Here is an 11,827-nt window from a genome sequence, read left to right as displayed (position 1 = left end):
TCCGCTCAACCGATGCTCATTCGGCGAAGCGGGCAAGATGCGCGCGAACTTGCGCGGCGGTGCCCAGCCGCAGCACTTCGGCGGCGAGCTGGCGCGCTTCGTCCATCGTGATTCGCGCGAGCTGCGCCTTGATCGAACCGACCGCCGGAATGCTGACCGACAGTTCGTCGATGCCGAGGCCCGCGAGCACCGGCACGGCCATCGCGTCCGACGCAATCCCGCCGCAGATGCCGACCCACTTGCCGTGCTGGTGCGCGCCGTCGACCGTCATGCCGATCAGCCGCAGCACCGCCGGATGCAGCGCGTCGGCCTGCTTCGCGAGCTGCGGATGGCCGCGGTCCATCGCCAGCGTGTATTGCGTGAGGTCGTTGGTGCCGATCGAAAAGAAGTCGACTTCGCGGGCCAGCGGCTCGGCGATCAGCGCGGCGGCCGGCACCTCGATCATCACGCCGACCTTGACCTCGGCCGCGCGCTCGCCGGCTTCTTCGCGCAGGATCTGGCGCGCCGCCAGAACTTCCTCGATCGCGGCGATCATCGGGAACATCACATGCAGCTTGCCGAGCGGCGCCGCGCGCAAAATCGCGCGCAATTGCGTGCGGAAAAGGTCGGGACGCGCGAGGCTCACGCGCACGCCGCGCAGACCCAGAAACGGATTGTCTTCCTTCGGCAGCGGCAGATACGACAGCGGTTTGTCGCCGCCGACGTCGAGCGTGCGCACTACCAGCGTCCGGTCGCGGCCGAGCGCTTCGGCGACCGCGCAGTATTGCGCGGCCTGTTCGTCTTCCGTTGGGGCCGTGTCGCGCGCGTCGAACAGGAACTCCGAGCGCAGCAGCCCGACGCCTTCCGCGCCGGCCGCGACCGCGTCGCGCGCTTCCTGCGCGTTGCGGATGTTGGCGACGACTTCGATGCGGTGACCGTCGGCGGTCATCGCGAGCTTGCCCGCCGCCAGTTGCTCCTGCTCGCGTCTTGCGATCTGGCGCTCGATCCGCTCGCGCGCCTTTGCGAGTTCGTCGGCGCTCGGGTTGCGCCGCAAGCTGCCGCGCGACCCGTCGAGCACGACCGGCGTGCCGTCCGCGAGGTCGAGCGCGCGCTCGTCGATCCCGCAGATCGCCGGGATGCCGAGCGAGCGCGCAAGGATCGCGACGTGGCTGGTCGCGCCGCCGCTGGTCGTGCAAAAGCCGAGCACCTTGCTGCGATCGAGCGACGTGGTGTCCGACGGCGACAGTTCTTCGGCGATCAGGATCGACTCGGCCGGCACGTCGATGCTCGCCTGGGTCGCGCCCGCGAGCAACGCGAGCACCCGGCGGCCGACGTCGCGGATATCGCCGGCGCGTTCGCGCAGCAGCGGATTGTCGAGTTTTTCCAGCGTGCTCGCGTGACGCTGGAATGCTTCGCGCCACGCGAATGCCGCGCTCTTGCCCGCGCTGATATGAGCGATCGCGATGTCGTTCAGATCGGGATCGTCGAGCAGTTCGAGATGGGCGGCAAGAATCTGCGCTTTCGATGGATCGGCGAGCGTCGCCTTCAGCGCCTCGATCTGCTGGCGCGCCTGGTGGCGGGCCGCTTCGAGTTGCGCGCGTTCGAGTGGCGGCGACTCGCCCGCTTCGCGCACATCGATCACCTGCTGGCGAAACTGCACGACATGGCCGACCGCGAGGCCTGGCGACGCGGATACGCCGGAGAACTCGTTCGCGTCGCGCGCGGCGGCGGGGGTGGGCGCTGGTGCGGGCGCGGCAGCATTGGCCGCGGCGGTTCCGGTTGCATTCGCTGCTGTATTTGCCGCTGTATTGGCTATGGCACTCGCCGCGCCGCCGTCCACCGGCGCCGCCGCCGGTGCCTCGCCGGGCTGTTCGCCCGAGCCCTCGGCAAGCAGACGCGCAAGCTGGTTCGCCGCCTCGGCCGCATCCGGGCCGCGCGCCTCGACGCGCAACTTGTCGCCGAACTGGGTCGCGAATCCCATGATCGCGACGACCGACTTCGCATTCACGCTAGTGCCGCCCGCGCGCAGCAGGCGGATTTCCGCCTGGAATTTCTTCGCCTCGGCGGCGACCACCGCGGCAGGCCGCGCATGCAGGCCCGCCGGATTCGGCAGCGTGATTTCACCGGACAGCACCGTGCCGCTCGGGTCCGGCGTCTGCCCCGCCGCGCTGCCGGCGACCAGTTCGAGGTACAGCGCGACGTCGATACCGGCGCTGACGATCCCTTGCGCCGGCAGGTAGCGCGCGACCCGCTCGCCGTTGGCGATCACCATCTGCGTGAGCAGACTCGCCGCCTTCGCGCCGACCACCACAGGATCGAAGCGGATCAGCGGCGCGCCCGCCGCGACCGTGTCGCCCTGCCTGACCAGCGGTAGGAAGCCCTCGCCGCGCAGCAGCACGGTGTCGAGCCCGATGTGCAGCAGCACTTCGAGACCGTTGTCGGCGGTGATCGTCACCGCGTGGTTGGACGCGTGCAGCAGCGTGACCTTGCCGGCCAGCGGCGCGAGCAGTTCATCCGAAGTCGGATCGATCGACACGCCGTCGCCGACCATCTTGCCCGCGAAGACCGGGTCGGGCACGCTGTCGAGCGGCACCAGCACGCCCGACAGGGGTGCGATCAGTTCGACGCGCAGCGAATGCTGAAGGGCTTGCATGGCGATGACTCCCGGTGCGGTGACGCCAGCGTGAAACGGTGCGATAAAGCCATTCGATCAAGCGGTTCAAGCCGGCGCGGCGATACAGCGGCCGGATACGGTGCCCGCTTCAAAACGGCCACGTCCATTCGGAGATTTCGGCGCGATCGGTGCCGTGCTCGTGCGCGTAATTCAGATTGAGGATGATCGCGTTCCTCATGTCTTCCCGCAGATGCGCGGTCCTGCCCTGCAACCTCGGCACCCGGTCCAGCACGTCGAGCACGAGGTTGAAGCGGTCCACCTTATTGAGGATGGCCAGTTCGAGCGGCGTGTTGATGTTGCCCTTTTCGGTGTAGCCGCGCACATGCAGATTCTCGTGGTTGCGGAAACGGTACGCGAGCTTGTGAATCAGCCACGGATAGCCGTGGAAATTGAAAATCACCGGCTTGTCGACGGTAAACAGGCTGTCGAACTCGCGCTCGCTGGAGCCGTGCGGATGCTCGCTGGCCGGCTGCATTCGGAACAGGTCGACGACGTTCACGAAACGCAATCTCAGCTCGGGCAAACGCTCGCGCAAGATCGCGGTGGCCGCGAGCGCTTCCTGCGTGGCGACGTCGCCGCACGAGGCCATCACCGCGTCCGGCTCGGCGTTCTCGTCGTTGCTCGCTCGCCGCCACACGCCCATCCCCTTCGCGCAGTGCACGACCGCTTCGTCGATCGTGGTGAATTGCAGATGTTTCTGCTTGTCCGCGACGATCACGTTGATGCAGTCGGTCGAGCGCAGGCATTCATTAGCGACGACCAGCAGCGTGTTCGCATCCGGCGGCAAATACACCCGCGTCACCGACGGACTCTTGTTGGTGACGAGATCGATAAAGCCCGGGTCCTGATGCGAGAAGCCGTTGTGATCCTGACGCCATACCGTCGACGACAGCAGGATGTTCTCCGACGCCACCGACGCGCGCCAAGGCACATGGTTCTTGCACACGTCCAGCCACTTCGCATGCTGGTTGAACATCGAATCGACCACGTGCGCGAACGCTTCGTACGTGTGGAAGAAGCCGTGCCGCCCGGACAGCAGATAGCCTTCGAGCCAGCCCATCAGCGTGTGCTCGGAAAGCATCTCCATCACCCGGCCGTCGGGCGCGAGTTCGCCGCCGTCGTCGTCTTCCGGCAGCCGCTCGGCCATCCATACTTTCTTGCTGACCTCGTAGATCGATTGCAGGCGATTGGACGCGGTTTCGTCCGGGCCGAACACGCGGAACGTACGCATGTTGCAGCGCATCGTGTCGCGCAGAAACTGGCCGAGCGGCTGCGTGTTCTCGCGCAGCACCGCGCCCGCGTGCGCGACTTCGACCGCGTAGTCGCGAAAGTCCGGCAGCTTCAACTCGCGGCGCAGCAGACCGCCGTTCGCGTGCGGATTGGCGCTCATCCGGCGCGGCCCGCGCGGCGCCAGCTCGCGCAACGCGGCCAGCAGGCGGCCGTTTTCGTCGAACAGTTCGGCGGGTTTATAGCTGCGCAGCCAGCTTTCCAGCAGCGCCAGATTCGCCGGATTGCCGCGCACGTCGGAAAACGGCACCTGGTGCGAGCGCCACGTGCCCTCCACCTTATGGCCGTTGATTTCCTTCGGCCCGGTCCAACCCTTCGGAGTCCGCAGCACGATCATCGGCCACAGCGGCCGCTCCGGAGTCGCGTCAGCGGCGCGCGCGCACTCGTGAATCGCGCGAATTTCGGCGAGCACGGTATCGAGCGTCGCGGCCATCTTCTGGTGCAGTTGCGCCGGGTCCGAGCCTTCGACGAAATGCGGCGTATAACCGTAGCCTTCGAACAGCGCTTTGAGTTCGCGGTGGCTGATGCGCGACAGAATCGTCGGATTGGCGATCTTGTAGCCGTTCAGGTTCAGGATCGGCAGCACGGTGCCGTCGCGCGCGGGGTTGATGAATTTGTTCGAATGCCAGGCGGTCGCGAGCGGGCCGGTTTCGGCCTCGCCGTCGCCGATCACGCAGGCGACCAGCAGATCGGGGTTGTCGAGCGCGGCGCCGTAAGCGTGCGACAGGCTGTAGCCGAGCTCACCGCCTTCGTGGATCGAGCCGGGGGTCTCGGGCGTCACATGCGAACCGATATGGCCCGGAAACGAGAACTGCTTGAAAAACTTCTGCATCCCCTCGGCGTCTTCGCTCTTGTCCGGATACACCTCCGAATAGGTGCCTTCCAGATAAGCGGGGCCGAGTACGCCCGGCGCGCCATGGCCGGGGCCGGCCATGAAAATCACGTCGAGGTCGTCGCGTTTGATCACGCGGTTCAGATGCGCCCACACGAACGACAGCGCCGGGCTCGCGCCCCAGTGGCCGAGTAGCCGGTGCTTGACGTGCTCGGCCACGAGCGGCTCGCGCAGCAGCGGGTTGTCCCGCAGATAAATCATGCCGACCGACAGGTAATTGCAGGCCCGCCACCACGCGTCGATGCGGGCGAGTTCGTCGGCCGCTAGCGGCATGCGAAGTGAAGCGTCTGAATCGGTTGTTGCGCTCATCGTGACGTCTCCTGTCCGTGCGGCGCGGGCCCGGCTTGAAACGGCGCAGCGCCGGGCGCGCTGCAATCGCGCGGTGTCGCAGCGGCAAGGTGCCGGAGCGCGGCGAGCCTCGCGACGGCCGTCGCTGTTGCCGACGCGGTGGGCGGTTTCCAAGCTTGGCGGTGTCCGGGCCTGGCGGTTCTCAGGCTCTGCGGCCTTCACGCTTTCCGGCTGCAACTCACAGGCTAGTCGCGCGCTGCCCGCTTGCCTATCGGACCTTGGTCCGATTTGCCGCCCGGCCGCGCGTGGCACGTTTGAGCCTGGTGCGGTGTTCGCCGCATGCGATTTGCGTGCGATTTTCACGTGACCGTCACGTGATGGTTACGTGAGAGTTACGCGACGGCCGCCACCGAAGCCATGCACAAACGCGGGAGAGACCCATGAAACAGCGCATTGCCCTTGCGTGGCCGCCGCGCGCGTGCGCCGTCGCGCTTACCCTGATGCTCCTGCTCGGCGCCTGCGCGCAGCCGCAGCAGCGCGTGCAGACCGGTATGGACCGGCAGACGGTGATCGCGACGCTCGGTCCGCCGAAGGAAACCTACGATCTGCCCGACGGCGGCAAGCGTCTGATGTGGCCCACGCAGCCGATGGGCACGACGACCACCGCGGTCGATATCGATGCATCGGGCAGGACGACCCGTGTGCAGCAAGTGCTTCAGGAAAACGAGTTCTATCGCGCCGAGGTCAACAAGTGGACCCGCGACGACGTGCTGGTCGCATTCGGCCGGCCTTTCGAGACCTCGTATTTCAAGCGGATGGAGCGCGAGGTGTGGTCGTACCGGTACATGGAAAGCAACATCTACCACATGATCTTCAATTTCTATTTCGACCCGCAGGGCGTGCTGAGACAAACGCAGAAGCAGCCGGACCCGGTATTCGATCCGAGCCAGCGCAATAAATTCTGAAGCGACGCGAGCTTTCGAGGCGACGGGTAGTTAGTTAGGGGAACGAGATGAACAGGTTTGGTACCGTCGTGCCGGCGCTCGCGGCATTCGTCATCGCTAATGCGATGTGGCCCGCCGCCGCTTCCGCGCAGATGGGTATGAGCGCGAACAGGCAGATGCAGGACACGCAGCGGGCCGCGCAGAAAAAAGCGCGTAAAGCGAAGAGCGAGCCCGCCGGGCAGACGAACAAGACGGACCATCCGGCGTCCGCGCCGGCTGCCGCCTCGCAGTGAACGAGAGGCTGTCGGGCCGAACGCACGGCGACCAAAAAACGCCTGCCGCTAAGCCGGCGCCGCCCGCGCCTTGCCCGTCTTGCCGCGCGACGCGCGGATCAGCCTCAGAAACGCCTGCAGAATCGGCGAGCTGTCGTCACGCCGGTACAGACAGCTCAACTCGATCTCGCGCAACCGCGTCGATCTGAGCGGCCGGTACACGACGCCCGGCAGCCGCAGATTGACCGCCGATTCGGTCGTCACGCACACGCCGAAACGGCTCGCCACCAGCGCGATACAGGTCACCACGTCCTCGACTTCCTGCTCGACCCGCAGCCGCACGCCCTCCGCGCGAAACGCCGCCGCGACCTCCTGCGCGAGCCCATGCACCGGCGCGTTCGGATAGAGGATCATCCGCTCGTTATCGAGGTCGCGCAGCGTAATGGTTTTCTTCTCGCACAGCGGATGCCCTTCATACAGCGCGATCAGATACGACTCGCGCTGCACCCAGTCGACCGCGATATCGGCCTCGTTCGGCACCAGCCGGTTAAAGCCGATCGTGATGCGCCGCTCGCGCAGCGCCGCGATCTGCTCGGCCTTCGACATATTGTGCAAACCGATCTTCACCGCCGGCCGCTCGGTATGAAAGTCCGCGAGCAGGCGCGGGATCACATTCAGAATCCCCGAGCTGAAAATGCCGACGTCGAGCCGTCCTGTATAACCCTGCCCCGCCAGTTGGGTCTGCTCTTCCGCGCGCCGCGACAGCGCGAGGATGTTCGGCACTTCCTCCAGCAGCGCGCGCCCCGCCTCGGTCAGCTCCGCGCCCTTGCTGGTGCGGATGAACAGCGGCGTGCCCAGTTCCTCTTCGAGCGCGCGGATGTTGCGCGTGAGCGGCGGCTGCGCGATATGCAGCCGCTCGGCCGCGCGGCCGAAGTTAAGCTCCTCGGCCAGCGCGAGGAAATAGCGCATCTGCTTCAGTTCCATCGGTTCGTTTCCTTGCGTGCGCGGGTAAATCAAGTCATACCGGAACGGTATCAGATTTTAAAAAAACAGTATTGGACGGTATGCCGCCGCAAGCGCGATCATGGCAGCCGATTCCGATGGCGCCGCCGCGTTGCCGCATCGTCCGCGCAACGTGTCGCCGCTTCCTTTCGTGCTCGCGCAACCAGGAACTCACCATGCCAATCGTTCATATTTCCCTCGTCGAAGGACGCGACGACGCCGCGATCAAGGCGTGCGTCAAAGCCGTCGCGCGCACCGTCCACGAAACGCTCGGCGCGCCGCTCAGTTCGATCCGCGTCTACGCGACGCTGACGCCGGCCAGCCACTGGGCCGTCGGCGATCAGACCAAGGACGAAATCGCCGCCGCCCAGGAGAAGGCCAAATGACACCGCAACAGATCGAAAGCGCGGCGCGCGCACTGGTCGACGCCGAGCGTAGCGGCGCCTACATCGCGCCGCTGCGCGAGACCTATGAACAAATGAGCATCGACGATGCTTATGCGATCCAGCGCGTCAACACCGAGCGGCGCATCGCCGCCGGCCGCCGCGTGGTCGGCTGCAAGATCGGCCTGACGTCGGTCGCGGTGCAGAAGCAGCTCGGCGTCGACCAGCCCGATTTCGGCATGCTGTTCGACGACATGGGCTACGGCGACGGCGAACCGATTCCGGCGTCGATTCTCACGCAACCGAAGATCGAAGCGGAGATCGCGTTCGTGATTGGCCGCGATCTGAATCAGCGCAATCCGGGCCAGCTCGACGTGCTAAACGCGATCCACTACGCGTTGCCGGCGCTCGAAATCGTCGGCAGCCGCATTGCCAACTGGAATATCCGCATTACCGACACGATCGCGGACAACGCGTCGTCGTCGGCGTTCGTGCTCGGCAACCGGCCGCGCAAGCTCGCCGATTTCGATCTGCGGCTGTGCGGGATGGTGATGGAGCGACGCGGCGAACCGGTGTCGGTCGGCGCGGGCGCCGCCTGCCTCGGCCATCCGATCAACGCGGTGGTCTGGCTCGCGCGCACGATGGCCGCGGTCGGCACCCCGCTGAAGACGGGCGACCTCGTGCTGTCCGGCGCGCTCGGCCCGATGGTCGCGGTCGCGCCGGGCGACGTCTTCGACGCGCGCATCAACGGACTGGGCTCGGTGCGAGCCGTGTTCGACGCCACCCCCACTTCCGCGAACGAGGCACGTCAATGAGCCAGATTAACGAATACGCGACGCTGCTCGACGACGCAGCGCGCACCGCCACCGAAGTCTCCCAGTTCGACCCCGAAGGCCGCCTGTCGCTCGACGAGGCCTATCAGATTCAGTCCGCGTCGATCCAGCGCCGGGTTGCGCGCGGCGAACGCCGCGTCGGCGTGAAGATGGGCTTCACGAGCCGCGCGAAGATGGTGCAGATGGGCCTGTCCGACGTGATCTGGGGGCGCCTGACCGCCGGCATGCAAATCGAGGAAGGCAGCACGATCGATTTCTCGCGCTTCGTGCATCCGCGCGTCGAACCGGAAATCGCCTTCGTGCTCAAGCATTCGCTCGACGGCGACGTGACCGGGCCGCAAGCGCTCGCGGCCGTCGAAGCGATCGCGCCCGCGCTCGAGATCATCGACTCGCGCTACAAGGACTTCAAATTCACGCTGCCGGAAGTGATCGCGGACAACGCGTCGTCGAGCGGCTTCGTGATCGGCGCGTGGCGCGATCCGCGCATCGACTTCAGCAACCTCGGCCTGACGCTCAATATCGACGGCCACGTCGTGCAGGTCGGCTCGACCGCCGCGCTGCTCGGCCAGCCGCTGCGCTCGCTGGTGGCCGCCGCGCGGCTCTCCGCGCAGGCCGGCGAGCCGTTGCAGGCCGGCTGGATCGTGATGGCGGGCGGCGCGACGCCGGCCGAATGGATCAAGCCGGGCCAGTATGTGTCGGTCGAGATGGAACAGCTCGGCCGCGCGGGCTTTCACGTCAACGGATGACGCGCCGGCGGCGCGCGGCCGTGGAGCCCCGGCGCGTGCGTCGCTCGACCCCCGAGCACGCAACCTGAAGCATCAAGCATGAGTCCGGAGTGAATATGACAGGTAAGGTAAAAGTGGCGATCATCGGGTCCGGCAATATCGGCACCGATCTGATGATCAAGGTGATGCGCAATAGTCAGCTCCTCGAAATGAGCGCGATGGTCGGCGTCGATCCGCAATCGGACGGCCTCGCGCGGGCCGCGCGGCTCGGCGTGACGACCACCGCCGAAGGCCTCGACGGGTTGCTCAAGCTCGATCTGTTCAACGACATCGACATCGTGTTCGATGCGACCTCGGCCGGCGCGCACAAGCGTCACAACGACGTGCTGCAACAGCATGGCGTGCAGGTGATCGACCTGACGCCGGCGGCCATCGGCCCGTACGTGATCCCGGCGATCAATCTCGAAGCCGAGAACGCGACCAACATGAACATGGTCACCTGCGGCGGCCAGGCGACGATTCCGATGGTCGCCGCAGTCTCGCGCGTCGCCAAGGTGCACTACGCGGAAATCGTCGCTTCGATCGCGAGCAAATCGGCGGGCCCGGGCACGCGCGCGAACATCGATGAATTCACCGAAACGACCCGCAGCGCGATCGAAACGCTCGGCGGCGCAACGCGCGGCAAGGCGATCATCGTGCTCAATCCTGCCGAGCCGCCGCTGATCATGCGCGACACCGTGTTCGTGCTGTCCGATCTGGCGGACCAGCAGGCGATCGAAGACAGCATCGCGCGGATGGTGGCGAGCGTGCAGGCTTATGTGCCGGGTTATCGTCTGAAGCAGAAAGTGCAGTTCGACGTGATTTCGCCCGATCAGCCGTTGAACGTGCCGGGACTCGGATTGAAGCACGGGCTGAAAACCTCCGTGTTTCTCGAAGTGGAAGGCGCCGCTCACTACCTGCCTGCGTATGCGGGCAATCTCGACATCATGACGTCGGCCGCTCTTGCCTGCGCCGATATGATGGCGCGCCGTCGCATTGCGGCCGGCATCGCGCGTGGACACAAGGAGGCCGCGTAATGACTACGATCGACAAGAAGCTCTATATCTCCGACGTCACGCTGCGTGACGGCAGTCATGCGATTCGCCATCAGTACAGCATCGCGCATGTGAAGACCATTGCGGCCGCGCTCGATCAGGCGGGTGTCGATAGTATCGAGGTCGCGCATGGAGATGGTGTCGAAGGTTCCAGCTTCAATTATGGTTTCGGTGCGCATAGCGATGTGGAGTGGATCGCCGCCGCGGCCGAGAGCGTGGCGAATGCGAAGATCGCCACGCTATTGCTGCCGGGGATCGGGACGATGCACGATCTGCGTAATGCTTACGATGCCGGCGCGCGAGTGGTGCGGGTCGCTACGCATTGCACCGAAGCAGACGTGTCGCGTCAGCATCTGGAATTCGCTCGCGAGCTTGGGATGGATCCGGTCGGCTTTCTGATGATGAGCCATATGACCACGCCGCAAAAGCTCGCCGAGCAGGCGAAGCTGATGGAGAGTTATGGCGCGAGTTGCGTATATGTGGTCGATTCGGGCGGCGCGCTGGGGATGAACGATATTCGCGATCGGTTTCGCGCATTCAAGGATGTTCTCAACGCCGACACGCAGACAGGGATGCATGCGCATCACAATCTCAGTCTCGGGGTGGCTAATTCACTGGTGGCAGTCGAGGAAGGCTGTGACCGGATCGATGCGAGTCTCGCGGGGATGGGGGCTGGCGCCGGGAATGCTCCTCTCGAGGTGTTTATCGCAGCGGCTGAGCGCCAGGGTTGGAATCATGGGTGCGATCTTTATCGCTTGATGGATGCCGCCGATGATCTGGTTCGGCCGTTGCAGGATCGGCCCGTGCGGGTGGATCGGGAGACGCTCGCTCTTGGCTATGCTGGCGTTTATTCGAGTTTCTTGCGACATGCCGAGGTTGCGGCTCGCAAGTATGGGCTTAAGACCGTCGATATTCTGGTCGAGCTTGGGCGACGCAAGATGGTCGGCGGCCAGGAAGACATGATCGTCGATGTCGCTCTCGATCTGCTTAAGCGCGATGCGCATGACGATGTGCGGGTTGCGGCTGCCGTGAGTGAAGCCGGCTAATTAGCAGCCTTTTGGTGTTTTCACGCATGGATTCGGCCCGCCACGCGCGGGCCGCTTTGTTTCCGGACGTTCACGCGCCGTGGCGACCATAATATCCGCCTTCTCTCCGGTCTCTTCCGTTGAGCGATTCACAGAAAACGTTTCGGACGACTATCGGGCCAGGTGCAAGTGGTTAAGTAAGGCTCGAGTGCTGTCGGAAAGGAGCGCCGGCAAGCCGCGCAAATCCGCCGCGTAAACGCGAAAACCCCGGTTCTCTTTCGGAGACACCGGGGTTCTGGACGTACTGCATGAGGAGCCTGACGATTACCTACTTTCACACGGGCAATCCGCACTATCATCGGCGTAGAGTCGTTTCACGGTCCTGTTCGGGATGGGAAGGGGTGGGACCGACTCGCTATGGTCATCAGG

10 protein-coding genes and 1 rRNA gene are annotated in these 11,827 nt (G+C 65.3%); 7 read left to right on the top strand and 4 right to left on the bottom strand.

What is annotated here, in order from left to right; genetic code table 11:
* Positions 1-16: 16 nt before the first annotated feature.
* Both ptsP and LJ656_RS24670 read right to left on the bottom strand, forming a co-directional pair.
* Positions 17-2,632, bottom strand: coding sequence for a phosphoenolpyruvate--protein phosphotransferase (ptsP, locus tag LJ656_RS24675; protein ID WP_230512142.1), 2,616 nt, complete (start codon positions 2,630-2,632; stop codon positions 17-19).
* A 109-nt stretch (positions 2,633-2,741) separates the two neighbouring features.
* The gene (locus tag LJ656_RS24670) at positions 2,742-5,141 is read right to left on the bottom strand and encodes a phosphoketolase family protein (RefSeq protein ID WP_230512141.1); all 2,400 of its coding nucleotides are present in this window, start codon (positions 5,139-5,141) and stop codon (positions 2,742-2,744) included.
* A 419-nt stretch (positions 5,142-5,560) separates the two neighbouring features.
* On the opposite strand from LJ656_RS24670, the gene LJ656_RS24665 reads away from it, so the two are divergent.
* Together LJ656_RS24665 and LJ656_RS24660 are read left to right on the top strand one after the other, a co-directional pair.
* A complete protein-coding gene (locus LJ656_RS24665; RefSeq protein ID WP_425606001.1) occupies positions 5,561-6,085 on the top strand; it encodes a hypothetical protein in 525 nt (174 codons plus the stop codon).
* Positions 6,086-6,132: 47 nt separating this feature from the next.
* Complete coding sequence (locus LJ656_RS24660) at positions 6,133-6,357, top strand: hypothetical protein (RefSeq protein WP_230512140.1); 225 nt, start codon at positions 6,133-6,135, stop codon at positions 6,355-6,357.
* Positions 6,358-6,405: 48 nt separating this feature from the next.
* Here LJ656_RS24660 and LJ656_RS24655 read toward each other — a convergent pair whose 3' ends face one another.
* On the bottom strand, positions 6,406-7,320 hold the full coding sequence (locus LJ656_RS24655; RefSeq protein ID WP_230512139.1) for a LysR family transcriptional regulator: 915 nt from the start codon (positions 7,318-7,320) through the stop codon (positions 6,406-6,408).
* Positions 7,321-7,514: 194 nt separating this feature from the next.
* On the opposite strand from LJ656_RS24655, the gene LJ656_RS24650 reads away from it, so the two are divergent.
* From LJ656_RS24650 to dmpG, 5 genes are all read left to right on the top strand, one after another.
* Positions 7,515-7,724: a tautomerase family protein gene (locus LJ656_RS24650; RefSeq protein ID WP_230512138.1), complete on the top strand. Its 210-nt coding sequence runs from the start codon at positions 7,515-7,517 to the stop codon at positions 7,722-7,724.
* The gene (gene mhpD, locus LJ656_RS24645) at positions 7,721-8,536 is read left to right on the top strand and encodes a 2-keto-4-pentenoate hydratase (RefSeq protein WP_230512137.1); all 816 of its coding nucleotides are present in this window, start codon (positions 7,721-7,723) and stop codon (positions 8,534-8,536) included. The genes LJ656_RS24650 and mhpD overlap by 4 nt, the downstream gene beginning before the upstream one ends.
* Positions 8,533-9,300: a 2-keto-4-pentenoate hydratase gene (locus LJ656_RS24640; RefSeq protein WP_230512136.1), complete on the top strand. Its 768-nt coding sequence runs from the start codon at positions 8,533-8,535 to the stop codon at positions 9,298-9,300. The genes mhpD and LJ656_RS24640 overlap by 4 nt, the downstream gene beginning before the upstream one ends.
* Before the next feature lie 95 nt (positions 9,301-9,395).
* Positions 9,396-10,355 carry an acetaldehyde dehydrogenase (acetylating) gene (locus tag LJ656_RS24635; RefSeq protein WP_230512135.1) on the top strand — a complete coding sequence of 320 codons (960 nt, stop codon included), beginning with the start codon at positions 9,396-9,398 and terminating at the stop codon, positions 10,353-10,355.
* Complete coding sequence (dmpG, locus tag LJ656_RS24630) at positions 10,355-11,419, top strand: 4-hydroxy-2-oxovalerate aldolase (protein WP_230512134.1); 1,065 nt, start codon at positions 10,355-10,357, stop codon at positions 11,417-11,419. The genes LJ656_RS24635 and dmpG overlap by 1 nt, the downstream gene beginning before the upstream one ends.
* 294 nt (positions 11,420-11,713) lie before the next feature.
* On the opposite strand, the gene rrf is transcribed toward dmpG, so the two are convergent.
* Positions 11,714-11,827, bottom strand: a 5S ribosomal RNA gene (gene rrf / locus LJ656_RS24625).

This window comes from Paraburkholderia sejongensis, from assembly GCF_020880815.1.
Classification (GTDB): domain Bacteria; phylum Pseudomonadota; class Gammaproteobacteria; order Burkholderiales; family Burkholderiaceae; genus Paraburkholderia; species Paraburkholderia sejongensis.
This window is presented reverse-complemented; position numbering and strand designations above follow the sequence as displayed.